This is a genomic window from Pseudomonas sp. S3_C06, assembly GCF_054667675.1.
In genome coordinates this window covers 2,587,100-2,611,971 of sequence record NZ_CP162747.1, presented here as the reverse complement: position 1 = coordinate 2,611,971, position 24,872 = coordinate 2,587,100, and the positions used below count along the sequence as shown (strand labels likewise).

The 24,872-nt window shown below is 58.4% G+C and carries 14 protein-coding genes; 6 read left to right on the top strand and 8 right to left on the bottom strand.

The annotated features are described in order from the left end of the window. Positions 1-103 precede the first annotated feature (103 nt). Positions 104-3,247: a transglycosylase domain-containing protein gene (locus AB4N44_RS11385; RefSeq protein WP_160041677.1), complete on the bottom strand. Its 3,144-nt coding sequence runs from the start codon at positions 3,245-3,247 to the stop codon at positions 104-106. Between the two features lie 458 nt (positions 3,248-3,705). Here AB4N44_RS11385 and AB4N44_RS11380 point away from each other — a divergent pair, with 458 nt between their 5' ends. From AB4N44_RS11380 to AB4N44_RS11365, 4 genes are all read left to right on the top strand, one after another. After that, positions 3,706-7,272 (top strand): hypothetical protein, encoded by a 3,567-nt coding sequence (locus AB4N44_RS11380; protein WP_460108893.1) that lies wholly within the window; start codon positions 3,706-3,708, stop codon positions 7,270-7,272. 305 nt (positions 7,273-7,577) lie between these two features. Next, positions 7,578-8,999, top strand: a complete 1,422-nt coding sequence (locus tag AB4N44_RS11375) for an amino acid permease (RefSeq protein WP_127929625.1) — start codon at positions 7,578-7,580, stop codon at positions 8,997-8,999. A gap of 223 nt (positions 9,000-9,222) precedes the next feature. Beyond that, complete coding sequence (locus AB4N44_RS11370) at positions 9,223-9,585, top strand: GtrA family protein (protein ID WP_127929624.1); 363 nt, start codon at positions 9,223-9,225, stop codon at positions 9,583-9,585. Then, positions 9,582-11,252, top strand: coding sequence for a glycosyltransferase family 39 protein (locus AB4N44_RS11365; RefSeq protein ID WP_460108895.1), 1,671 nt, complete (start codon positions 9,582-9,584; stop codon positions 11,250-11,252). The genes AB4N44_RS11370 and AB4N44_RS11365 overlap by 4 nt, the downstream gene beginning before the upstream one ends. Here the strand turns inward: AB4N44_RS11365 and AB4N44_RS11360 are convergent. Both AB4N44_RS11360 and AB4N44_RS11355 read right to left on the bottom strand, forming a co-directional pair. Continuing rightward, the gene (locus AB4N44_RS11360; protein WP_460108897.1) at positions 11,161-12,780 is read right to left on the bottom strand and encodes an FMN-binding glutamate synthase family protein; all 1,620 of its coding nucleotides are present in this window, start codon (positions 12,778-12,780) and stop codon (positions 11,161-11,163) included. The genes AB4N44_RS11365 and AB4N44_RS11360 overlap by 92 nt on opposite strands. Before the next feature lie 171 nt (positions 12,781-12,951). Beyond that, complete coding sequence (locus tag AB4N44_RS11355) at positions 12,952-13,752, bottom strand: helix-turn-helix transcriptional regulator (RefSeq protein WP_460108899.1); 801 nt, start codon at positions 13,750-13,752, stop codon at positions 12,952-12,954. 125 nt (positions 13,753-13,877) lie between these two features. Here AB4N44_RS11355 and AB4N44_RS11350 point away from each other — a divergent pair, with 125 nt between their 5' ends. Beyond that, positions 13,878-14,699 carry a carbon-nitrogen hydrolase family protein gene (locus AB4N44_RS11350; RefSeq protein WP_460108901.1) on the top strand — a complete coding sequence of 274 codons (822 nt, stop codon included), beginning with the start codon at positions 13,878-13,880 and terminating at the stop codon, positions 14,697-14,699. A gap of 282 nt (positions 14,700-14,981) precedes the next feature. Further along, a complete protein-coding gene (locus AB4N44_RS11345; RefSeq protein ID WP_460108903.1) occupies positions 14,982-16,307 on the top strand; it encodes an APC family permease in 1,326 nt (441 codons plus the stop codon). Positions 16,308-16,310: 3 nt separating this feature from the next. Here AB4N44_RS11345 and AB4N44_RS11340 read toward each other — a convergent pair whose 3' ends face one another. The 5 genes from AB4N44_RS11340 to AB4N44_RS11320 are packed head-to-tail and all read right to left on the bottom strand — an operon-like array spanning position 16,311 to position 24,645. Next, positions 16,311-17,714, bottom strand: coding sequence for an ATP-binding protein (locus AB4N44_RS11340; protein ID WP_150750422.1), 1,404 nt, complete (start codon positions 17,712-17,714; stop codon positions 16,311-16,313). Further along, positions 17,711-19,525: a DAHL domain-containing protein gene (locus tag AB4N44_RS11335; RefSeq protein ID WP_127929617.1), complete on the bottom strand. Its 1,815-nt coding sequence runs from the start codon at positions 19,523-19,525 to the stop codon at positions 17,711-17,713. The genes AB4N44_RS11340 and AB4N44_RS11335 overlap by 4 nt, the downstream gene beginning before the upstream one ends. Next, on the bottom strand, positions 19,522-20,475 hold the full coding sequence (locus AB4N44_RS11330; protein WP_127929616.1) for a cytochrome-c peroxidase: 954 nt from the start codon (positions 20,473-20,475) through the stop codon (positions 19,522-19,524). The genes AB4N44_RS11335 and AB4N44_RS11330 overlap by 4 nt, the downstream gene beginning before the upstream one ends. 40 nt (positions 20,476-20,515) lie before the next feature. Next, positions 20,516-22,390 carry a putative bifunctional diguanylate cyclase/phosphodiesterase gene (locus AB4N44_RS11325; RefSeq protein ID WP_127929615.1) on the bottom strand — a complete coding sequence of 625 codons (1,875 nt, stop codon included), beginning with the start codon at positions 22,388-22,390 and terminating at the stop codon, positions 20,516-20,518. After that, entirely contained in the window at positions 22,387-24,645 is a 2,259-nt protein-coding gene (locus AB4N44_RS11320; RefSeq protein WP_177413879.1) for a GGDEF/EAL domain-containing response regulator, read from the bottom strand. Before AB4N44_RS11320 ends, AB4N44_RS11325 begins: the two co-directional genes overlap by 4 nt. Positions 24,646-24,872 lie beyond the last annotated feature (227 nt).

The following is a 24,872-nucleotide window of genomic DNA, read 5'->3' as shown; positions in this document are numbered from 1 at the left end:
CGGGCGGCTAACCCGACGAAAATTCGAATCTGAAAAATACATAAGTACCACCCACCGCCGAGAAAAAACGTCACCCTGATTCCGAATACCCCGACACGATTTGTTACCTCGCTGTAGGACGCTGTGCCTCGAGCATTGCAACGCTGGCGGTTTGCGTCGGCTTGCATTGCGAGTCGCTGCCCGGTTGCAGATACGGCGTGAGAATCGGCGCCATGCCCTTGAGCACCTGTGTAGGCAGGGCCGAGGTGAACTTGAAGTTCTCCGCCGAACGCCCCGGAACGAACGCGGTGAGGGTGCCGAAATGGTGGTCGCCGATGTAGAACACGAAGGTCGCCGTGCGGTTGATCGACTTCGAACTGAGGATGCGTCCGCCCGAGCCAATGGCCTCGATGCGGTTGTCGCCGGTCCCGGTTTTGCCACCCATGGCCAGCGGGCTGCCATCGGCCAGTTTGAAACTGCCGGAAACACGTTTTGCCGTACCGGCATCGACCACTTGCGACAGCGCCTCGCGCATTGCTCTGGCCACTTCCACCGGCATCACTCGCTTGCCGACATGTGGGTCGTTGACCAGTTGCGTTTCGTACGGCGTGTCGGCGGCAAAGTGCAGGCTGTCGATGCGCAATGTCGGCATGCGCACGCCGTCATTGAGGATGGTGCCGATCAATTCGGCGAGTGCGGCGGGGCGATCGCCGGAGCTGCCAATGGCGGTGGCCAGCGACGGCACCAGGTGATCGAACGGATAACCGACTTTCTGCCAGCGCTGGTGAATATCGAGGAACGCCTCGATCTCGAGCATGGTGCGAATACGGCTGTCGCGGGCGCCCTTGTGCTTGCTTTTGAACAGCCAGCTGTAGACTTCCTGACGTTCGAAATGGCTGGCCTTGACGATCTCGCCGAAGGTCGCGTCAGGGTGGTGGAGCAGGTAGCCGATCATCCACAGGTCCAGCGGGTGCACCTTGGCGATAAAGCCTTGATCGGGCAAATCGTAACTGCCGGGGCCGTAGGAATCGTAGAGGCGGATCAGGCGATCGTCGGTGAGTTTTTCGCTGAGCTTGGCGCCTTTGAGGTGTGAGCGCACGAAGGTGTTGAAGTCTTCCTGACTGGCATCGGGCAACAAATAGCGATGCACGGCAGCCATGCGGATCGGCGTCGGACGCATGCTGTCGAGGAAGGTGTCGAGGCGCGCCTGGGTGTCTTTGTTTTTGTATTTTTTCCAGAACTTGAGCTGGAACGAGGTGCCTTCGCGGTCGGCGAAACTGGCCAGGTATTCTTGGCGACGCGGGTCGCGATCATCCTTGAGCAATTCGGCACTGTTGTTGGGGCCGGAGTAGGTGGTGTAACGCACCAGATCGCGCATCAGGCGAATGAACGGCAGGTTGATCGACTCGCGCAGGGCATCGCGCAGGGTCGGTAGGCGGCCGTTGTCTTCCTTGCGAAAGTTGTGGAACGTGTGCAAGCCGCCGCCGGTGAAGAATGCCTCGCCGGGGCTCGCCGAGTATTTGCGATCGAGTGCGGCGCCGAGCAGCTTCGACAGGTCGTGATCCTTGTTTTGAATCAGGTAATCGATGACCCACTGGCTCAGGCGATCCTGATCGGGGACTTCGACTTTCTTCAACTCCGGCACGCTCATCGCCCCATACTTGTCGTGCAGTTCGGCGATGATTTGCAGGTAGGTGGTGAGCACACGCATTTTCGCCGTTGAGCCGAGTTCGAGTTTGCTGCCTTCGTTGATGTCGAAGGGCTGGTCGGTGCTGTCAGTCTGCACTCGCACCCGTGAGCCGTCCGGGGTCAGTTCGAAAAGGGTGAAGCTGTAGCGCACTTGCGTGGTACTGGTCGGCGTCAGCAAGCGTTCGCCGAGCAGGCCGATTTCAGCGGCATAGGCCGGGTCGGCAAGTTTTTTCAGGTACGCGGTGGCCTGGGTTTGCAGCTCGCCCTGAAGGGTACTCGTGGCTGACAGATCGAGGCGGTCGAGGTCGTACAGCGGCCGGTTGAGCATGCTCGCCAGACGACTGCGGGCGGCGCTGATGCCCTTGTTGGTTTCGATGGGCTGCATGGTCGGCTGGGTCTGCCAGTCGCGGTAGCTGACCTTGCTGGCAAGGGCGGCATCGGCCAATGCGCCATCGATCACCGCGTTCTGTTTGAGCAGACGCAAATGGCTGTCGGTGAGATCAGCGAGTTCCTCGCGGCCCTTGGTCAGATAATACGAAGGGCGGCGCTGGGCGATCATCAGCGACAACATCTCGCGCAGGGCCAGACCTTTGGCGGCCATGGTTTTCGGATCGGTCGCCGGGCTGTTCAACTGTTCGTTGGCCTGCTTGAAGTCGCTGCCGTACCAGACCCGCAACCCTTCCGCCATGCCATGCACTTCGCCATGCCCCGGCACCGCCGAGAGCGGCACGCTGTTGAGGTAGTCACGCACGATGTTCTGCCGTGCCCCCAAGGTCTGCGGGCCGGGCTGATAGGCGCGCACGCTGGCGGACATCATCTGCCGCAGTTTTTCCGCACCGGACACCGTCAGGCCATCCGGGGAGTGGCGGTACTTTTCCAGCTGCGTCGCCAGCGTGCTGCCGCCCGCCGACTGGCCGGGCAAGCGCAGCAATTTCGCCACTTGCGACCACGCCGCCATGCCGAAGCGCGGCCAGTCTACCGCCGGGTTGGCCAACGGTTGTTTCGGGTCGAGCAGGAAACGGTTTTCGATGAACAACAGGCTGCTGACTACCACGGGCGGAATAGCGGCGAAGTCGGCGTACAGTTGTTGCGGATAGTTGTACTTGTACAGCGGCGCGGCGCGGCAATCGGTGATCGACAGCCCGGCCTGGATCTTCTCCGAATACGGTACGAACAGGCCTTTGTCGGTGTAGCTGAGCAGGGCCGGCGAAAAACGCGTCTGCTCGGTCACGACGTAATTGCGTTTGAGCAAGCGCGGCAGGAATTCATCAAGGGAGCTGTAGCCCAGACGCAGATCGAATGGTCCATTGCCCGGATAGCGAATCGCTTCGCTGGGACCGGGTTCCAGATGGTAGGTCAGTGACGCCGCGTACTGGCTGAGCTCGCGTGACTGAAAGCGCGAGGTGCGCATTTCCTTGGACGCGGCCAGCCCCACCACGATCGCGATAATCACCAGCAACAACCAGAAAGCCTTCCACCCATGCCGATTGCGGCGGGTTTTTTCAGGGACAGGCGCTTCATCCACTCGTTCAGTCGGAACCACGGCTTTACTCGAATCGGTTTGCCACAAAGCGCCCATAGTCGATTGATCCATTCACGCAGATTGATCGGACTTGTCTGAAGCTTAGACGGTGGTTGGCGAGTGGCGAGGGAATTGTGCGGGCGCTGAGCATCGAAGCGCTGACGAGGCTCCAGCCCTCGATGAGTGGCGACGTTGCAGAGGTTGCCGCTCCAATAATCTGGACGGGTTGCTGGTGGTTAAAAACATGAGTGTTCTTATATTCAATGGTGAGTATGAAAGTTTACAAAAAACATAAGTGGATAAAGTTTTATGGTCTTGGGTTTTCTGGCTGTTTGCGCTTTCGCGCGCTTGAGGTTGATAGTTTGGCCTGTGAATCAGTGCGGGTTGTTTGAAGAGATGCTGGTTAAACTTTATATACAGTTGGTAAAACACTTAATTGGTAATGCTTGTCGACTGTTGTTTTGAGAATTTTGCATGTTTACTTTTTCCTTGTTTTAATTCACGAGGAGTAGTGTATGTCTGAGTCCAAAGACTCTGTGTCGAATGTTGTTTCGGCGTCTGATAGTGAGACAAGTAATATTGAGTCCGTAAGACTTGAAGCCGAAAAGGTTTTGCCTTCCGCACTGGGTGATTTTGCCGGCGCTTTATCCTGGCAGATTCCTTTAAGTGTCGACCAAAAGAAGCAAGTACTGGAAGCTGTCCGGGTTTATATCGAGGGTCTTGATGACTTGCCACGGCCGGGTCAAGGACTGCTGGAACTTCTCAACATAGAGCAACCGCTCAGCCCCGAAACATTGCGCGATCCAGCCAAGGCAGTGGAAACCCTGATTGCCGGAGCTCGCGGCCAGGCACTGGGGCTGGCGGTGCAAACCCGCTTGAAAGGTTACGCCTCGGATGTCAGCGTCAACGACTACGCACTGGCCGCTGTTCAACTGCATCTTGATCCGCAGTCGATTGAAATCCATAAACGCAATAGCGTCGCGGGTTTCGATCTGGACAGTAAGCAACATTGGGGAAAACCGGTTACAGCAGTGTTCGACAAACTGCGCGAACATCTGATCAAAGAGCTCAGCAGCAACCCCGAAATGTCCGGTTTGGGCGCCTACATTTTGCTGGCGAAAAACGCTCCCGTGTTCCTGATCAAAAATACTCCTGCCGGCGTCAAGTACGGCGGCCCTGCATGGTTCAACCTGGCAGTTGCCGCAGCGACCATCGAAGCCCAGTCGCCGGGAAAGGTCGCAAACATGACGTTTGCCCAGGTCATGGTCTACGCCGAAAGTGCGGCGTTGCGCGATCCGGCGGTTGCGCAGTACGCCCAGACAATCACCTTGGCAGATTGGAGCGTCGTCCATGGTCTGATGAACAGGAAAGAGGTTGAAAGTTATACCGAAGCACAACTTCGCGAGTTGAAAGAAACGTTCAATAGCGAGTTGGCCGACCGACTCAACACGCCAATGCTGCTAAGCAGTGAGTTTCCCAATCGCGAGAAAATAGCCCGGGTCGCACTGGAGAAGAAGTTCGGCAAAGGCTTTCCGATTGAAGAGCGCGTCCTTGATAGCGACGCGAATTGGGCGGCAGCATCGGGCACCCCGGTAGCGAAAGGCAAACTGCATACACTGCTGGACGCGGCAATGATGCGTGGGGGGTTCAAATGGGATACCCGCGACCCGTTTCTGGTGCAACATCTTCACACCATCAACACGATGGACTTGCGTGTGCCAGAGACGTTCGATCATGAGTTTGAGACGACGCTGAATAACCTCAAAAAGGGTACTCAGATGAGCGTACGTCGTCTGATATCCGAGTTGCCGCTCGAAGACCGAGAGAACCTCGAGTATGGCAAGATCGATTTCTATCAGGACAAGACCATCAAGTTGGCTACGGATTTCTGGAACAGGAAAATTACCAACTCCAACCAGACTCTGACGTTGAGAGTCGAGCGAGGCATTGATAAAAAAGTCTCGGTGTATTGTATCGATCTGGGTGCGGCATCAATCACCAGGCGAGCGTCGGATCCTGCCATTTCTGAAGATCGGGTCGACGTGCATATCCCGAGCGTGTCGTATGGTGTGAGACTTTTCCAGCCTGCCAATAATAAACATGCCGAGCATCTGAAGCAGATATTTTCCTCGTCCGGGATTTTTCCCGTCCCCAGCAATTATTCCAGCAACAGATCTCACATCATTGCCGATGCTTTTGTCGAACATCTTGATTTCGACAATGAAGATATTCGCAAAGCGGCTGAAGGCCAGACCACGTGGGACAAAGAACTCGCGGTGCTGAATTCGCGCGTGCAGTTTCTACTCAACCTGATCCCCTTCAAATCGGCCGTCAGCAATTTTATCGACGGCAAATACGCAGATGGTGCAATTGATCTGTTCCTCGACGTATTGGGTTTCGTCACCGCTGGCGTGAGTGTCGCGGCAAAGTTGACAAAAGTGGCGGCCACGACAACCTCGGCACTTCGTCAAGCGCTCAAGGCCGCGAAAATCATTGGCGTGCTTGTCATTGGCGAACTCAACCCGCTGAGTGTACTGGTGGCAGGTGGGAAGCTTCTGGGGGCGGGGATCAAATATGTGGGGGTCAAAGGCTTGCAGCAGTTCGACAAGTTTCGAGATGCTGTGTTTGGGTACGACTTGCTGATTGGCGTCAGCAAACAGCACGGGCCGGCAGCGCTGGGCACCTTTAAAGTGGGTGAGCAAAGTATTGAGAGCGTGGGTGTATTGAAAGGCAGTAGCTGGCATCCATATAACACCCGGACCCAACGGCTGTATGGCGCACCGGGCAACTTTCGGCCCTCCGGATCTGGCGGGTTCGGCAACGCCGAGATGGGACGTTTCACTGTCAAATCCTCGGTCATTGCCGGTCTTGAAGCCAATGCCAGAGGTATTTTTCGAAGCACCGACGGGCAGAGCTTTTACATTCGTAACATTGATGGGACAGGCCAAGAGGCTTTTTACCAGATCAAAAATGATTTCTCCCTGAGCGCAGATCTGACGGATGTCATCCTTGTCGATCGCGTAACCAATCGGGCGCATGGCAGCCGGCTCTGGCAAGTGGCGCCAGATCAATGGCAGCCGGTGTCTCTGCGCGGCGGCGACCTTTCAGCAGGTGCGACGGAAATCCCGGCAGGCGCGATTGTTGATGAGAGCGCGAGTTTTGCAGCCCGGCTCGTGCACACATCCCGCAATGCACTGGGACTCGACTTGGTGTTTACGCGTGGGCGACTGCCCAACGGTTTGTGGGAGCCTGTCATTGAAACCATCAATAATCGTCAAACGGCGCACCTGCCTTTTGATTGGGGACAAAAGTCGACTACGCATTATTCGATCCAACGCACCAGCATTCATCAGGCGCTGTCAGCAACTGAATTCAGTCGATTGTCGGTCGTGGGGAGCTTGACGACGAACGCCTCTGAATATAGCGCCTCGATCAAAGCACAGTTAGCCAGAACAGACGGCGGTGCAAATTTCTTTTTTGTAATGGAGCGGATCCAGCCTGCGAACTCGGTCGGGAAGGAATTCAATGCATTGAAAATACATGACCTTGAAATCAACAAACTTCCTGTGGGCGCGAATGCCGTCAGTGGTTATTGGATGCCCCAGGGAGGCTACGTGGATATACCGGTTCATCCCGAATGGGGTCAACCGGATTATCTATTCACACCTGATTTCACTGGCTGTTCGTTGGTGGTCGACCAGTTGGATACTAATCTGCTACGGGTCAGGCACGTTGAAGGAGCAAAAGAATTCGCTCAGTACAATGGCCTTCCTGCGGGCGAGCATGGTTGGGGTCTTAGCACGTCCATGGAATTTCAGGATTATGGATTTCGCGTGGACGCAAACGGTAGCGCAGATTCGTTACTTACCGGATTTGCATTTATGAAGTACGACCGCCAGACGAGTGCCTGGAAACTGCATTTTCAGTCCGTCCAGGGGGGGCCCAGAATCGGTAAACACTCCTCAGCAGTGCCTGGATGGCGAACGCCGCCGGAGACGGTCGTGGAGGTGTACTCTGACTACAAAGTGATGAAAGTAGTGAACAGGCCAGTGATGACGATAGTCGGTGCGACGGCAGGCTGATGTGACGCTGCACCATCCTTGTGCAATACTCGCCGCCTTTTTTGGTGGCGAGTTTTCCTACATTTGCCAGTTGATCACCTCGGTCTGTTGGCAAATTCGCGACAACTCCCGCTGAATCTTGTGATTTATAGAGTGAAAAGACCTGCAGCAAGGTTTTTATACTGCACGCCCCGCTGATCTTTCAGGTCATCCTGCAAGACGTGTCGGCCCACGAGGCCGGCGCGGTTTCACAGCAGCTAAGGCTTATCGGCCGACGCTTCGATACTCGGTGGTCATATCCAATAACAAGACGAGGTTGTCCCCCTATGCCAACTGGCAATCACCTGCCTCACGGCGGTACCGCTCAGGGCGGTCCGCTCAAACGCGAACTCGGTGAACGGCATATTCGCCTGATGGCGCTCGGTGCCTGCATCGGCGTCGGTCTGTTTCTAGGTTCGGCCAAGGCCATTGAAATGGCCGGCCCGGCGATCATGCTTTCGTACATTCTGGGTGGTCTGGCGATCCTGGTGATCATGCGCGCCCTCGGCGAGATGGCCGTGCACAACCCGGTGGCCGGTTCGTTCAGCCGTTACGCACAAGACTACCTCGGCCCGCTGGCAGGCTTTCTCACTGGCTGGAACTACTGGTTCCTGTGGCTGGTGACTTGCGTCGCGGAAATCACCGCAGTGGCCGTGTACATGGGCATCTGGTTTCCCGATGTGCCGCGCTGGATCTGGGCCCTCGCGGCGTTGATCAGCATGGGCTCGATCAACCTGATCGCGGTAAAAGCCTTCGGTGAGTTCGAATTCTGGTTCGCGCTGATCAAGATCGTCACCATCATCGCCATGGTCATCGGCGGCATCGGCATCATCGCGTTCGGTTTCGGCAATGACGGCGTGGCCCTGGGGATTTCCAACCTGTGGGCCCATGGCGGTTTCATGCCCAATGGCGTGACCGGTGTGCTGATGTCCCTGCAAATGGTCATGTTCGCCTACCTCGGTGTCGAGATGATCGGCCTGACCGCCGGTGAAGCGAAGAATCCGCAAAAGACCATTCCTGATGCGATCGGCTCGGTGTTCTGGCGGATCCTGTTGTTCTACGTCGGCGCACTGTTCGTGATTCTGTCGATCTACCCGTGGAACGAGATTGGCACTCAGGGCAGTCCGTTCGTGATGACCTTTGAGCGTCTGGGCATCAAGACCGCCGCCGGCATCATCAACTTCGTGGTGATCACCGCCGCGCTGTCGTCGTGCAACGGCGGCATCTTCAGCACCGGGCGCATGCTTTACAGCCTGGCGCAGAACGGCCAGGCCCCGGCCGGTTTTGCCAAAACATCGAATAATGGTGTACCGCGTCGAGCGCTGTTGCTGTCGATTGCGGTGTTGCTCTTGGGCGTAATGCTCAACTATCTGGTGCCGGAGAAAGTCTTCGTCTGGGTGACTTCGATTGCCACCTTCGGCGCGATCTGGACCTGGGTGATGATCCTGCTGGCCCAGCTGAAATTCCGCAAAGGCCTGAGCGCCAGCGAACGTGCGGCACTGAAATACAAAATGTGGCTGTACCCGGTCAGCTCGTATTTTGCCCTCGCGTTTCTGGTGCTGGTGGTCGGACTGATGGCGTACTTCCCGGACACCCGCGTGGCGCTGTATGTGGGGCCGGCGTTCCTGGTGCTGCTGACCGTGTTGTTCTATGTGTTCAAGTTGCAACCGACCGGTGAAACGCAGGGTGCTGCGCGTTCGGCCTCTTAAGTCGTAGCTGCTGAAAAAACGAAGCCCCGGTCGAGAGATCGGGGTTTTTTATTGCCCATGCCGCGGATCGTCTCCAAAGCTGAGCCTCCTGCGCTAGCTCAGCAGCAGTTTGAAGGCCACTCGTCGGAAGTAGCCGCGCACCTGTAATTTCTGACAGTAGACCTGGTACCTGCCTTGGCCTAGGTTGAAGCTTCGCCAAACGTGGCAAGAGCGGGGCACCGGCATGAAGGGATTCTCGGCATTGACGGTTATCGGAATCGCCGATGGATTGATCCATTGGCAGATCTTTTTCGTCCTGTGCACGGCTGCCGAACTGACCCAAGCCGCCAGCAATTTCGCGGCTTTCTGCGTAGCGGCCATGTTCTCGTTTTACGTGAACATGCTGTACACCTTTGACAGCCGAACGTCGGTGCTTGGTTATCTGCTGTTTATCGTGGTGATGGGCGCGCTCAGTTTTGCCATCGGTTCGATCGCCGATACGCGTGATCTGCCGGGATTGCTGACGGTGGCGGTGTTTACACTGCTGAATCTGTTGCTGGGGTACAGCTTTTTCAGGTTTGTATTGTTTCGCAGACAACGGCTATGAAGACTTTTGCGGCCGTTGCATTTGTCAGACGAGCCTTTACGCCAGTGCTCGTTGATCGATTCGCGCTCGCTATCGTTTTGATCCTCGCACTACTCGTACGGTTTTACGCTATTTCAGTACCCGCCATCTGGAACGATGAAGCCTATAGTCTGCTGCTTGCACGCGAAACACCGGAGCGCATCTGGGCGCTGACGGCACGGGATGTGCACCCACCGCTTTACTACATGCTGTTGCACTACTGGGTGTCGGTGTGGGGAGACTCGGCGTTGTCTGCCCGGGCGTTGAGTGCACTCGCGGATCTCGGCACTCTTTTACTGTGTATCAAGTTGATGAGCCTGATTGCAACGCGCAGGGCGACATGGATTGCTGCGCTGCTATTGGCGTTACTCCCGATTTCGGTGCGCTATAGCCAGGAAGTAAGGATGTACAGCTTGCTCGGGTGCTGGTTGATGGCTGCAACTGTTGCGTTGGTTTGTTGGGCGAGGGTTGCGGAGCAAGGCCGTTTTGCGGTGATCTACGTGCTCCTGATGAGCGCTGCTTTTTACACTCACTACTTCGCAGGTTTGTGTGTACTGGTGCATTGGTTGTTTTGGTGGCTGAGCCGGAATAACCGTCCCGGGATGGCGATTACCCTAGGGCAATGGCTACTTGCTAACCTGACTGTCGTGGTCCTGTATTTGCCTTGGGTACCTCATCTGATTGCTCAACTTGCGAATACGACGGGCTTGGGTTGGATCAAACCGGTGACGCTGCAGGAGGCGTTGTCGCTAGTCTGGCAGTTCACGCTGATGGGAAATGGGGCTTCTCAAGCATCGGCGTGGCATCTCCTGCCTCTGGCGCTTTTACTGTTCTGCGCCACAACAGTCATCGCGGACTACTCCCTAAAGCGACCTTTTCGTTTTTTGCCGATTGGTTATTTTTTTGTTCCGCTGACAACGCTCTATGTGTTTGCCTTATTCCTTCCGCTGTTCGTTCCTAGATATCTGGTTTTTTCGGCGCCCGCCATTGCGATGATTGCAGCGTTGGCACTTGACGGCATCTGGAGACGTCGAGCGTTGTTGGCGACTGTTGGTTTATTGCTTTTTGTTGTTGTGCAATTAAATGGTCTGACTGCGGTTTACCGGCAGACAGATGGCTTGAGTGGAACGAATTACCGCAGAGATACCGAGTTTGGTCAGTTGGTGAAGCGGCTCAATCAGAATGCCCTTCCAGGTGATGAGGTGATCATTGCTAACCCGTTCTGGTACCCGACATTCACTTATTACGACACCACTGGTATTGATCCCCGGTTTGAGGTGCGCTCATCGATTGACGATTACCTGAAGCTGACCGGTCGAGGTCTTTTGAGCCTGATCAAAGATCCCTTAGCGAGTATTTATATTGATGGGATAACGGTTTTGGATTGCCGCAGCCAAAGAGTCTGGTGGATCACAGATGCTGATTTGCATGCTGACAGGCCACAGTTCGCAAAGGATCGGACTCCCGTGTTGACGATTCACGGGGGAAACATTTCTGCGTATCTGTTTACTGCCGATTCGGTGCCGGCTTCAGCGCAGGCCAGCACCTATTGCACACTTAAGCCACGGCCACTTCCTGCGGCTCAAAACTGTCCGCCCGCGCCATCTGCCACATCCGCGAGTAAAACTCGCCGTTCACTTCCCCGGTGAGCAATTCCCCCGGTTTCAGGAACACATGCAGTTGCGAGAACAACTTGATCTCGGTCGCCGACATGCGCCGCACCAGATGCTTGGCCGACAGTTGTGATGGATGTTCCAGCCCGGCAGCGGCAAGCATTTCCGCCAGAGCCTTCAAGGTATTGCGGTGGAAGTTGAACACGCGCTGCGCCTTGTCCGGCACCACCAGCGCACGTTGGCGCAAAGCGTCCTGAGTGGCCACGCCGGTCGGGCATTTGTTGGTGTGGCAGCTTTGCGACTGGATGCAGCCGATGGCGAACATGAAGCCGCGTGCGGAGTTGGCCCAGTCGGCGCCGATGGCCAGCACGCTGGCGATGTCGAAGGCGCTGACAATCTTGCCGCTGGCGCCGAGTTTGATCTTGTCACGCAGGTTGAGGCCGACCAGGGTGTTGTGGACGAAGAGCAAGCCTTCGCGCATCGGCACACCGATGTGATCGGTGAACTCGACCGGTGCGGCGCCGGTGCCACCTTCCTTGCCGTCGACAACGATGAAGTCCGGCAGGATGCCGGTTTCCAGCATGGCTTTGGCGATGCCCATGAACTCCCATGGATGACCGAGGCAGAACTTGAAACCCACCGGTTTGCCGCCGGACAGTTCGCGCAATTGCTGAATGAAATGCATCATTTCCAGCGGTGTGGAAAACGCGCTGTGACGCGACGGCGACACGCAGTCTTCACCCATCATGATCCCACGGGTATCGGCGATTTCCTTGGTGACTTTGTGCTTGGGCAGTATGCCGCCGTGGCCGGGTTTGGCGCCCTGGCTCATCTTGATTTCGATCATCCGCACTTGCGGGTTCTGCGCCTGGGTGGCGAAGCGTTCCGGGTCGAAACGGCCGTCGCTGGTGCGGCAACCGAAGTAGCCACTGCCCAGTTCCCAGGTCAGGTCGCCGCCGTGTTCGCGGTGATACGGGCTGATGCTGCCCTCACCGGTGTCGTGGGCGAAGTTGCCGAGTTTCGCGCCCTGGTTCAACGCGCGGATGGCGTTGGCGCTGAGCGAACCGAAGCTCATCGCCGAGATGTTGAACACCGAGGCCGAGTACGGCTGCGAGCACTGCGGGCCGCCGACGGTGACGCGGAAACTGCTCGGGTCGCTCAGCGGTGCCGGGCGCATCGAGTGGCCGATGAATTCGAATCCGGATTGATAGACATCGATCAGCGTGCCGAACGGCTTGTCGGCGGTTTCGTTTTTCGCTCGCGAATAGACCAGCGAACGCTGCGCGCGGGAGAAGGGCAGGGCATCGCTGTCGGACTCCAGCAAATACTGGCGGATCTCCGGGCGGATGCCTTCGACCAGATAGCGAATGTTGCCGAGGATCGGGTAATTGCGGCGCACGGCGTGCGGGCTCTGCAGCAGGTCGAACAGACCGATCAGGCTCAGCACGCCGGTGACCGCAGCGATCGGCCACAGCCAGTCGTGTTCGAGAAAAGGCAGGCTGGCGAGGGTGAAAATCACGCAGACGGCAAAGAAGGCGTAGCGGCTCAGGAGTGACAGGCTCATACGGTTTCCTTGGTTCGGACTCGGAATAATCAGCGAAGATTCAGGAATAAACACATTCCCCTGTAGGAGTGAGCCTGCTCGCGATAGCGGTGTATCAGCTACAAATGATTTGACTGACCCGACACCATCGCGAGCAGGCTCACTCCCACAAAAAGCAACTTCACCAAACGATCAGGCGTTTTGCGCCTGAAGAAATATCGAAAACAGCTCGGACTGGGATTTGATCCCCAGCTTGCTGTACATGTGTTTCTTATGGACTTTCACGGTTTCTACGGAGATTTCCAGCTTACGGGCGATTTCTTTACTGGAGCAACCGCTAAGCATCAAACGCCCGACATCCAGTTCCCGCGCCGTCAGTTGCGCACCCTTGAGTTGTTGCACCGAGGCTTCCAGTTGCACGCGCCAGTCTGCTTGAGCGGGTGCGGCGGCGAGGGCCACGGTTTCGTTGATCTCATAGGGTAATCGTTGGCGCAGCAGGCCCAGCACCCAAGGCTGGATCAATGACAGCAAGGCGATATGTTCGCCAGTGAAACGTTTTTCACTGCCCAGCGACAGACACAGTGTGCGATCACCTTCGAGTTGACAATTGAACTGGATTTCGTCGGCCACGACATTCAGACGAAAGTATCGCTGGTAATACTCGGTCAGTTCGAAATGCTCCGGCGCCACCTCGGACAGGCGATACAAACCGCTGCGCGACTGCTCGCGGCAGGCGATGTAGAACGGGTCGAGCAGATACAGGCCGCGCAGATAATCCTGAAACAATTGGTCGGGGTTGCCGTCTTCGCCGGGGCATTCGGCGAAGACCTGCGGGTGTTGATCGGCGCTGAACAGCAGCACCACCCAGCTATCGAACGGCACGTATTGGTCGAGCAAACGCACCAGTTGCGCCCAGAAGTTCGGCTTGTCCAGCGCGTCGATCAATTGCCCGACGGCGCGGTGCCAGGTGATGTCGTCAAACGAAAGTGTCATCGATCTACCCCTATCGGGTTACCCCGGCCGCGTAATTCCCTGGCCGCTCGCTTGCTGCGCATACTGGCCCACAGACAGCCACCGGGCAATCTTTCAGCGCCCGACGCTCATCACAAGGAACTCCCATGAAAGTCGAACTCGCGCAACTGGCGGGCCGTGACAATGCCACGGCGTACAACCTCGAACGCGCGCTTGCAGCGATTGCCGCGTGTGCGCCGGACACGCAGCTGATCGTGTTCCCGGAAACTCACTTGATGGGTTTTCCAAGCGCTGAAACCGTGGCGCAAACGGCCGAGCCGCTGGACGGCCCGACTGTCAGTGCAGTGCTCGCCGCCGCGCGCGAACGCAACATTGCCGTGGTGATCGGCATGGCCGAGAACGACAACGGTCGTTTCTACAACACCACGCTGCTGATCACCCCTGAAGGTATCGCCCTGAAATACCGCAAGACGCATTTGTGGGCGTCGGATCGCGGTGTGTTTGAAGCCGGTGACCGCTATGCCACCTGCGAATGGAACGGCCTGCGCGTTGGCTTGCTGATTTGCTACGACATCGAATTTCCAGAGTCGGCCCGTGCCCTGGCGCAACTCGGCGCTGAATTGCTCATCGTGACCAACGGCAACATGGACCCGTACGCGCCGACTCACCGCACCGCGATCATGGCCCGTGCCCAGGAGAATCAGGCGTTTGCGCTGATGGTCAATCGCGTGGAGGCGGGGGATGACGGTTTGATGTTCGCCGGTGGCAGTGCGCTGGTCGATCCGCTGGGCTCGCTGTTGTTCGAGGCCGGGCGGGAAGAAGGGACGTTCCGCGTTGAGCTGGATTTCGCACGGTTGGAGATTGCGCGCAGGGATTACCGCTATCTGGATGATCAGCGCTTGAAGTTGTCGGGGGAGGTGGTGGAGCGCAGCGATGGTGTTCGTGAATTGTTGATTCCACACCGTTGACCGATGCCCTCACCCTAACCCTCTCCCAGAGGGAGAGGGGACTGACCGAGTTGATTGTTCAAGGTACGCCGACCTGAAGTACCGAGTCGAACTCAGGTTTTACCCGATCGTTCCCACGCTCTGCGTGGGAATGCAGCCCGGGACGCTCCGCGTCCCAAGAGCGGACGCAGAGCGTCCATTGAGGCATTCCCACGCAGAGCGTGGGAACGATCAGCTACACCCGAAAACATTCGCCGAACCCGGCTCTGCCATAAATCCAATAAAATTCGGAGTAAGTCGCCCATGGCTCGTTTGCAACGCACCCTTTCATTAGGGTCGGTGGTGCTGTTCGGCATCGCCTACATGACGCCGATCATTGTCCTCGGCACCTTCGGCATCCTCGCCCAGTCCACCGCCGGCATGGTCCCTGCCGCGTATCTGGCGGCGCTGGTGGCGATGTTCTTCACCGCCATGAGCTACGGTCGCATGGCTGCCGCGTTCCCGGTTGCCGGTTCCGCCTACAGCTACGTGCGCAAGGCAATCAGCCCGAAACTCGGCTTTATCGCCGGTTGGGCAGTGTTGCTCGATTACCTGTTTCTGCCGATGGCGATCTGGCTGATCGGCGCGGCGTATCTGGCCTCGGCATTCCCGTCGATCCCGCAATGGATCTGGGTGTTGGCGTTCATCGGCATCACCAGCGCAATCAACATCATCGGCCTGAAACTGGCCAACGGCATCAACGCCTTGCTGATGCTGGTGCAGTTCCTCGTATTGATCGCTTTCGTCGCGCTCTGCGTGCACTACATCGGTGGCGATGCGAGCACGCCATTGTGGTCGATCAAACCGTTCTTCAATGGCGATATGCAAATGCCGCTGATCATGAGCGGCGCGGCGATTGCCTGCTATTCGTTCCTCGGCTTCGACGCGGTCAGCACCCTGACCGAAGAAACCCGCGACCCACGCCGCACCATTCCGCGAGCGATCATGTTGATCACACTGATCGGCGGGCTGATCTTCGTTGGTGTGTCGTACTTCGTGCAGATCGCACACCCGTCATTCCAGTTCGACAGTGTCGATTCGGCCGCCTATGAAATCGCCCGCAACATCGGCGGCGATCTGTTTGTGTCGATGTTCCTGATCGGTCTGATTGTTGGCCAGTTCGCGTCAGGGCTGTCGGCGCAGGCCAGTGGTTCGCGCCTGTTGTTTGCCATGGGCCGTGACGGTGTATTGCCGAAATCATTCTTCGGCACCTTGCACGCGCGCTTTGGCACACCGGTCAACAGCATCCTGCTCTGCGCCGTGGTGGCGTTGCTGGCGCTGAAACTTGATGTGACCACCTCGACCTCGTTCATCAACTTCGGCGCGTTTCTGGCGTTCAGTCTGGTCAACCTGTCGGTGATCTTTCATTACTGGATCGGCGGCGAGAAAAAGGGACTGCGTGAGATGGTGCTGTTTTTGCTCTTCCCGTTCATTGGTCTGGTGGCGGATTTATGGCTGATGGTCAGCCTTGATCACTTGGCGGTGTATCTGGGCTTGAGCTGGCTGGCGATCGGCGTGGTTTATCTTGCCGTGCTCACCGGTGGCTTCCGTCGCCAGCCGCCGGAGATGGATTTTCAGGAAGCCACTTGAGGCTCAGGCAGCGGGCCGGTTCTGGCGCATCGGCAATTCGACGCGAAAGGTCGTGCCCACGCCCGGTTCGCTGCGTACCGAAATATCGCCACCGTGCTTTTTGACGATGCCGTAGGACAGAGACAGGCCAAGCCCGGTGCCCTGGCCGACCGGTTTGGTGGTGAAAAACGGATCGAAGATCTTCTGCAGGATCTCCGGCGCAATCCCCGCGCCGGTGTCGGCGACTTCCACCCAGGCCGTGTCTTGTTGCTGCCCGGTGCGCAAGGTGATGGTGCCGCGTTCCGGGCCCATGGCCTGCGCCGCATTGACCACCAGGTTCATGATCACCTGATTGATTTGTGATGGCAGGCACTCGATGTCCGGCAGCGGCTGATACTCCTTGATCAGGTCGGCCTTGTACTTGAGTTCGCTGGCGACGATGTTCAGGGTCGACTCGATGCCTTGCTGCAGATTGGCCCACTGCCATTGCTGATGGCTATCGACCCGGGAGAAGTCCTTCAGATCCTTGACGATCTGCCCGACGCGGCCAATGCCTTCCTTGGATTCGCGGATCAGCACCGGGATGTCTTCGAGGAGAAAATCCAGATCGGCGTCTTTGCGCAATTGCTCAAGCCGCGCCACTGACTCGCTGTCTGGCGTTGGCCCAAGCGTCTGCCAGGCATCAAGTACGCTGAGCAATTGTTTGAAGTAGCCGTCCAGCGTGCCGAGGTTGGAGGAGATAAAGCCGATCGGGTTATTGATTTCATGGGCCACACCCGCTGCCATTTGCCCCAGTGACGCAAGTTTTTCCGACTGCACCAGCTGACTTTCCAGTTGCTTGCGCTCATCGATTTCCCGCTGCAGTTCTTCACTGGCCTGCTTGAATTGGGCCGTGCGTTGATCGACCAGATGTTCCAGGTGATGCATCTGCAATGATGCGCGTTCGGTCATCTGCCATTTGGTCAGCAGGGTGTTGGCCATCTGCTGCACTTCGATGTTGTCGAACGGCTTCTTCAGAATCAGCAAGCGGTCATGCGCCTGCAAGCGCTCCAGCAGTTCATCCCAGGAATAATCCGAGTAGGCGGTGCAGACCACCACTTGCAACTGCGGGTCCTGTTGCCACAGATGTTCAATGGTTTTCGCGCCGTCCCAACCGTCGGGCATGCGCATGTCGACAAAGGCCAGCGCGTAGGGGCGTTGTTCTGCCTGGGCCTGTATCAGTTTGCCCAAACCTTCCTCGCCGCCGTAGGCCGAGTCCAGCTCGAACGGCGGACGTTCGGCGCGAACCTGAGCGCCAAACAGTGCCGCTTCCATCTGGTCCAGTTCCACTGATTGCGCCGCTGGCGGCGCGAGAATCTTGCGAAAGTCTTCATGGATCGACGGCATGTCGTCGATCAGCAGAATGCGGCGGTTCGACAGCTCGCTCATGCGTTCTCCGTGACGCTGATCAGGGGGATCTGCAAAGTGAACAACGCACCCTGGCCCGGGCCGTCACTGTGCGCAGTGAGGTGGCCGTTCATTTCGATGGCCGCCAGGGCGCAGCTGTGCAAACCGAAGCCGTGGCCTTCCTTGCGGGTGGTGAAACCGTGGGCAAAGATCCGCGTCATGTTTTCCGCAGCGATGCCTTCGCCATCGTCCTTGACGCTGATTTCGAGGAAGCTGTCATCGACAATCCTGACCGCCAGGGTCATGGTCCGGGGGCGGTTGCTGAGGTCGGACATGGCGTATTTGGCGTTGCTGATCAGGTTGATCAGGATCAGCAACAAGCGGTGTTTGTCGCCCATCACCTGCGGCACGTCGGCGTATTCCCTGACCACTGTGACGTGGTGCCGGGTCAGTGCCCCGGCGTTCATGCGCAACGCGTCTTCCAGTAACTCGTTGATGAACAATGGCTCGGTCATGCTGTTGGCGCCGGCATAGGATTGCTGGGTGGCGACGATGTCCTTGATGTGATCGACGCTTTTGTTCATCTGATTCAATTCGTCGAGCATTTCCTGTTGTTCCTGGGCAATCGCGACCACCAGTTGGTTGAGGTAGCCGGGGAGCAATTTGCCTTTGGCGTCTTCGTTGAGGAACGCGCCGAGGTCATCCGGGTGTTCGTTGATCAGTTGCATGGCCTTGCCCAGGCCCTGGCCCTTGCTGTTGCGCAGCTTGCGCGTGATCAGGTCGCTGGAGATGTTCACGCTGTTGAGCACGTTGCCAACGTTGTGCAGCACATTGGTGGCGATTTCCGCCATGCCGGCCTGACGTGCGGCGTCGAGCAGTTCGCTCTGGGCGTCGCGCAGTTCCCGGGTGCGTTCTTCGACTCTTTGTTCCAGCGCGTCGTTGGCCGTTTGCAGGGCGTTATTGACCCGGTTGATCTCGGCGAAACTGCCGATCAAACGGATGGCCAGCCACACCAGCGACAACATCAGCAGCACCGAAAACAACAGCAGGTAGAAGTGGTACTGCCGGTCGACCTGATCGGCGCGCTGCTGATCGTGATCGAGCATAGTGGTGATGTTGTCGAGGCTTCCGGCCACGGGGATGTTTTCGATGTTTTCGAGCAACTGGTTGACCAGTGGCTGCTCGCGCGCAATCAGCGAGATATGGCTGCTCATGATTCTGATCGGGGTCTGAAACGCGAGCGGCAGGCGTTGCGCGTTGACCTTCAGCTTGTTCAGGCCGACCTCGATGTCGGCGGCCAGGTTGTCAGAGGTGACCTGGGCGAATTCGAGGGCACTGAGCAGCAGGTCGTAGGTGTCGGTAGTGATGTTCTGCAGCTGCAATTTATCGAAGTCCGACAGGCTGGCCAGTTGCTGTTGGATGTCGTCTTCAGCGGTGGGCAAAAAGGCCAGGGAATTACGCAACAGCGCGTTGTGCGATTTGAACTGTTCGACCAGACGGATTTTTTCCTGCATCGCCTGTCGGAAACTTTCGTGAGCGTCGTTCCATTGCGCCGAGTCGTTGCGCCCATGTCCGGACTCGATCGCATCGAAGCGCGCCCAGAGCCGGTTCATTTCGTTCATCGGTGACACCAACGGATCGTAGTTGTGGCTGAGCGCCACTCGCGCCTTGAGGAGCTCGTTTTCCCACAGCGAGTTCTGCTGTTTGATCTGCCGGATCAGATCCCTCGATTCGGTGTACGTCATGGTCTGGGCAGAGCTGGATTTGATGTACAGGAACAGCAGGATCGAGGCCAGCGCCAGGGCGACCAGGGTCAGCAACAACAGGCTGCGTCGCCGCGAGATGTTGATCATGGCTTGCTCTCCCCTTGGCCGGTCAGGGTTGTGAGAAACAGCATGATCAGCCGTTTGTCCTCAGCGCTCGGCATGCGCCCCAACTGGTACTGGAACATCACATCCACGGCGCGTTCGAGGGTGGGGGCCGAACCGTCGTGAAAGTACGGCGCGGTGATCGCGACATTGCGCAGGCTCGGCACCTTGAACACGGCCCGGTCCGCTTCGTCGGCGGTGACGTTGAAGCGGCCCTGATCGGCCACGGTCGGGCTGCCGCGATCGGCAATGTAATCGCCGAACACTCCGAATTTCTGGAACATGTTGCCGCCGATGTTCACCCCCTGATGGCAGGCAATGCAGCCGTACTCCTTGAAGCGCTGGTAACCGTACTTTTCCTCCAGGGTGAGGATGTCGGTGTTGCCGAGCAGGTATTGATCGAAGCGTGAGTTGGGCGTCAGCAAGGTGCGTTCGAAACTGGCCAGCGCCTGCTGGACATTGGCCTGGGTCACGCCGTCCGGGTAGGTGGCGGCGAAATCGCGACGATAGTCGGGGTCGTTGCCGATGCGCTCGATCACCGTGCTCCAGTCGCTGCCCATTTCATGCGGGCTGGTGATGACGACGTTGCTTTGTTCCTCGAGCGTTTCGGCGCGACCATCCCAGAACTGGCGGAAGTTGAGGGCCGCGTTGAACACGGTCGGGGTGTTGACGGCCACCGGTTTGCCGTCGAAGCCCAGTGACAAGGCGCGGCTGTCGGCACCGTTCTTGTCGAGTTGGTGGCAGCTGGCGCAGGACAGCGTGTTGTTGATCGATAACCGTGGCTCGTGGAATAACCGTCGACCGAGTTCCACGCGCCGGGCATCCTGCTGCGGTATTGCGGGCAACGGTTTGAGCGGCTCGTTCAGCGGCTCGGCACTGGCCCCGGCGCAGAGTCCGCACAGCAGCAGCGCCATGGCGTGGTGGAAAAGGCTCATCGGCAATTGTCTCCCTGACTCAAGGCCTGTTTCACAGTGATCATCCTATTGTCCATGGCGCGGGTTGCGTGCCGGCGAGCAAACGCGCAAACGTATCTGCCGGCAGGGCTTTGCTGAAAAAGTAACCCTGACCTTCTTCGCAGTGATGGGCCTTGAGAAACGCCAGTTGTTCGGCGGTTTCGATGCCCTCGGCGATGACGTTCAGGCCCAGGCTCTTGCCCAGGTTGATGATCGCGCTCACCAGCGCCGCATCGCTGCGGTCGTTGCACAGGTTGCGAATGAACGATTGATCGATCTTCAGCACATCGATGGGAAACCGCCGCAGGTAGCTCAGGCTGGAATAGCCGGTGCCAAAGTCATCGATGGCCAGGCGCGTGCCCAGCGTCTTCAGGCGATTGAGCGCAGTCATCGTCGCCTCGACGTTTTGCATCAGCACGCCTTCGGTGATTTCCAGTTCCAGCCACTCGGGCGCCAGACCTGTCTGTTGCAGTACGCGCTCGATGCCGGCGACGAAGTCACGCTGGCGAAAATCGATGGGTGAAGTGTTGACCGACATACGGATCGGCGGCAGTCCGGCCAGTTGCCAGGCCCGGGTCTGCCGACAGGCCTCAGCCAGCACCCATTTGCTCAGCGGCACGATCAGACCGCTGTCCTCGGCCACCGGGATGAAATCCGCCGGATAGACCCAGCCATGCCCCGGTTTTTGCCAGCGCACCAGTGCTTCGGCACCCACCACTTTGGTACTGCGCAGGTCGATTTTCGGCTGATAGTGCAGGACGAATTCATGCTCTTGCAGCGCTCGGCGAATGCCCGACTCGATGCTGTGCTGTTCGCGGGCGTGCTGGTTCATGGCTTCGATGAAGAAGCCGATGTTATCGGGGCCCTGTTCCTTGACGTTGCGCATCGCGGTCTCGGCCTTCTTTATCAGCTCGGTGGCTTCGAGGCCGTCATCGGGGTAGACGCTGATGCCGACGCTGGCGGTGACGCTGACATCGTGGCCGACAATCGTCTGCGGCAGGCGAATGGCGGCGAGGAGTTTTTCCGCGATGCCGTGGGTTTGCTGAGGGTGGTTGATGTCGCCGAGGATCACCACGAACTCATCGGAGCCGTAGCGAAACACCGAGTCCGAATCGCGTACGCAGGACAACAGTTGCCGGGCGACCCGTTTGAGCATCTCGTCACCCGCCGGATGGCCCAGCGCATTGTTGATGCGCTTGAAGCGATCGAGGCCGAGAAACATCACCACCAGTTGTTTGTCATGCCGGCGGCACACCGCCATGGCCTGACTCAGGCGATCACCGAGCAGGGTGCTGTTGGGCAGTTCCGTGAGGCTGTCGTATTGCAGCAGGTGCGAGACCTTGAGCAGTTCGTGCACCCGCGCCTCGATGGTTCGCTCAAGGCTGAGCATCTTCAGCGCCGCGTCCTGTGCCAGTTGCCATTTCCACGTCAGGGCGTTGGCCATCTGACGGATTTCCAGACTGTCGAACGGCTTTTTCAGGATCAGCAGTTGGTCGCCGAACTCCAGCCGTTCGGCCATCGCTTCCCAGCTGTAGTCGCTGTACGCCGTGCACAAGGCGATTTGCAGGTTCGGGTCGACCCGCCACAGTTGCTCGATGGTTTCCAGGCCATCCCAGCCGGGCGGCATGCGCATGTCGATAAAGGCGAGGGCGTAGGGATTGCCACTGGCCAGTGCGCGGTTGACCAGTGCCAGGGCTTCCTGACCCTGATAGGCGGAGTCGAGCTGGAAGCTCAGGTGCGGCGTCTGCTGGCTGCCGAACAGTGTCTGTTCCAGTTGCTGCAAATCGACGGCGTCCGCCACCTGCGGGGCGAGGATCTTGCGAAAGTCCTCATGGATTGCCGGCGTGTCGTCAATGATCAGGATGCGGCGGTTGGTCTGGGGAAAAGGCGTTTTCATGCCTCGTCCTCCTTTGGCGTCAGACGGCAACTGTCCTTGAGCAAATGCCCGGCCTGTTCGGCGCTGACCGCTGCACTGAAATACATGCCCCGGGCACTCGGCAGCGGGGGCGCGGCGGGTGGTGTGCACGGCTGATCCGAAGACGGCTGGCCTTCAGCGATGATGCCGATGCCCAGGTCGCGGGCGAAGTTGACAATCGCGCGCAGGGCATTGGCTCCGGCGACATCGTGGGCGGCACTGTCGACGAAACTCTGCGCCAGTTTGAGGTGATTGACCCGGTAGGTTTTCAGGTAGTCGAACGAGGAATATTCAGTGCCGAAATCATCGATGGCGATGCTCACGCCCAGTTCACGCAGGCGCGGCAACGCATCGTTGTGCGTCCACTTGGTCTGGGCCAGCGTGGCCTCGGTGACATCGAAGCGCAGATCCCAGGGCGCCAGTTCCCAGCGGGCGGTGGTGCGCAGCACGTTGTAGATCAGCTCGGGGCCACTCTTGAGTTGGGCCAGCGAAAGTTTGATCGCCATCACTGGCGGTGCGACCCCTTCGTTACGCCACAGGTGCATCTGGTGGCAGGCGTGATCCAGCACCCAGCGCCCGAGCGGAATGATCGCGCCGGTTTTCTCCGCGATCGGCACGAAGTCGGCAGCCGGCAGCAGGCCGTGACGAGGATGCTGCCAGAGGACTTGTGCCTCCATGCCGAGAATCCTGCCGCTGTGCAGATCGACCTCCGGCGCATACCGCAGCATCAGTTCATTGCCCTCGAGGGCCGTCATCAGTTCGCTGACGAGGGTCATGCGTTCGGCCACTTCCCGAGAGATTTCCTCGGAGTGGAAGTGGTACTGGTTGCGGCCCATTTCCTTGGCGCGGTACAGCGCCATGTCGGCCTGCCCGAGCAGCGTGTCGGCATCGAGGCTGAGGTCGCTGTAACTGCTGATGCCGATGCTCACTGAAATATGCAGCGCATTGCCGGCCAGCAGGTAGGGCGCCAGCAGCGTGTCGCGGATGTTGGCAGCCATCGCGGCCGATTGGGTCGGGTCGCTGACGTCCAGTTGCAGGATCGCGAACTCGTCGCCGCCCAGGCGCGCCACCACGTCACTTTCCCTTACGCCGGACTTGATGCGCCGGGCGACTTCCTGCAGCAGCAGGTCGCCCACCGGGTGGCCCAAGGTGTCATTGATCCGCTTGAAATGGTCGAGGTCCAGATAGAACACCGCAAACGGCATGGCACCCCGTCGCGCGGCGGCAAACGCCTGATGCAGGCGTTCGATCAGTGTGGCGCGATTGGCCAGGCCCGTCAGGCCGTCGGAGCGCGCCAGCAAGGCCAGTTTTTCCTCGGCCAGGCGGCGTTCGGTGATGTCGAGGATGATGCCTTCGACTTCCAGAAGTCGGCCGTCCTGATCGCGCACCGGGATGTAGCGGTTTTCCACCCAGCGCCAGGTACCCTGGCCGGTGCGCATGCGGAATTCGATGGATGCGCCCGACGCATGCCGATCCAGCACCCGGGCCATGGCCGCATCGACGTTCGCCTGATCGTCCGGATGAATCAGTGCCTGCGCCCAGTCGGGCGAACCCACCAGGTCGGCGGCGACATGGCCGTAACGGGTGATGTTGTGGGAGATGTACATCAGCGCAAACGAGGGTTCGCCGCGCAAACGGTAAAGAATGGTCGGGCTGTTCTGCACGATCACGTTGGCGTCCGACAGCTCACGGGTGCGTTCCTGCACCGCTTGCTCCAGCAGGCTCATCTTCAGTTCGGCGTCTTCGGTCATCTGCCATTTGACTGTGAGGGCGCTGGCCATCTGGCGGATCTCGATGGCGTCGAAGGGCTTTTTCAGGATCAGCAACCGGTCGTTCAGTGCCAGACGCTGGTCGATATCCTCCCAGGAATAATCGGAATAGGCCGTGCACAGCGCAACTTGCAGCTTGGGGTCGACCTGCCACAGCCGTTCGATGGTTTCCAGACCATCCCAGCCCGGCGGCATGCGCATGTCGATGAAAGCCATGGCGTAGGGGCGGTTTTGCGCCAGTGCGGCTTCGAGTTTGTCCAGCGCTTCGCGGCCCTGAAACGCCGAGTCCAGCTCGAAATGTTGGGATTGTTTCGCAGACGGGGTGCCGAACAATAGATTCTCGGTTTCGCCCAGACCATCGTCGCCGGGGATGACCGGGCTGAGAATCTTGGCGAAATCGCCATGGATCGCCGGGCTGTCGTCAACGATCAGCACGCGGCGATTGATGTGCACGGTTGGCGTTGTCATGCCGCGCCACCCGTGGGGAGGCATGCTGTGGTGATCCGGGGCATCCTTTTCCCTCGCCATTTGCCTGTTTGCATCAGCCGATGGAGTCTTGCGCTGTGTTCAGCATAGTCGGCTCCCCGGTATTGCGCTTTCGGCCCCGGACAAAGATCGGCGTGAATGCCGGCCAAAATCATCTAGCCTTGGACTCAGGCGCGGACCGGCGAAGCGTTGGGTCGGTGCGTCGTTAT

What these genes read in the sequence shown, in the direction of transcription:
- AB4N44_RS11385 (WP_160041677.1), bottom strand. Translation starts at nt 3,247, where the DNA reads ATGGGCGCTTTGTGGCAAACCGATTCGAGTAAAGCCGTGGTTCCGACT.
- AB4N44_RS11380 (WP_460108893.1), top strand. Translation starts at nt 3,706, where the DNA reads ATGTCTGAGTCCAAAGACTCTGTGTCGAATGTTGTTTCGGCGTCTGAT.
- AB4N44_RS11375 (WP_127929625.1), top strand. Translation starts at nt 7,578, where the DNA reads ATGCCAACTGGCAATCACCTGCCTCACGGCGGTACCGCTCAGGGCGGT.
- AB4N44_RS11370 (WP_127929624.1), top strand. Translation starts at nt 9,223, where the DNA reads ATGAAGGGATTCTCGGCATTGACGGTTATCGGAATCGCCGATGGATTG.
- AB4N44_RS11365 (WP_460108895.1), top strand. Translation starts at nt 9,582, where the DNA reads ATGAAGACTTTTGCGGCCGTTGCATTTGTCAGACGAGCCTTTACGCCA.
- AB4N44_RS11360 (WP_460108897.1), bottom strand. Translation starts at nt 12,780, where the DNA reads ATGAGCCTGTCACTCCTGAGCCGCTACGCCTTCTTTGCCGTCTGCGTG.
- AB4N44_RS11355 (WP_460108899.1), bottom strand. Translation starts at nt 13,752, where the DNA reads ATGACACTTTCGTTTGACGACATCACCTGGCACCGCGCCGTCGGGCAA.
- AB4N44_RS11350 (WP_460108901.1), top strand. Translation starts at nt 13,878, where the DNA reads ATGAAAGTCGAACTCGCGCAACTGGCGGGCCGTGACAATGCCACGGCG.
- AB4N44_RS11345 (WP_460108903.1), top strand. Translation starts at nt 14,982, where the DNA reads ATGGCTCGTTTGCAACGCACCCTTTCATTAGGGTCGGTGGTGCTGTTC.
- AB4N44_RS11340 (WP_150750422.1), bottom strand. Translation starts at nt 17,714, where the DNA reads ATGAGCGAGCTGTCGAACCGCCGCATTCTGCTGATCGACGACATGCCG.
- AB4N44_RS11335 (WP_127929617.1), bottom strand. Translation starts at nt 19,525, where the DNA reads ATGATCAACATCTCGCGGCGACGCAGCCTGTTGTTGCTGACCCTGGTC.
- AB4N44_RS11330 (WP_127929616.1), bottom strand. Translation starts at nt 20,475, where the DNA reads ATGAGCCTTTTCCACCACGCCATGGCGCTGCTGCTGTGCGGACTCTGC.
- AB4N44_RS11325 (WP_127929615.1), bottom strand. Translation starts at nt 22,390, where the DNA reads ATGAAAACGCCTTTTCCCCAGACCAACCGCCGCATCCTGATCATTGAC.
- AB4N44_RS11320 (WP_177413879.1), bottom strand. Translation starts at nt 24,645, where the DNA reads ATGACAACGCCAACCGTGCACATCAATCGCCGCGTGCTGATCGTTGAC.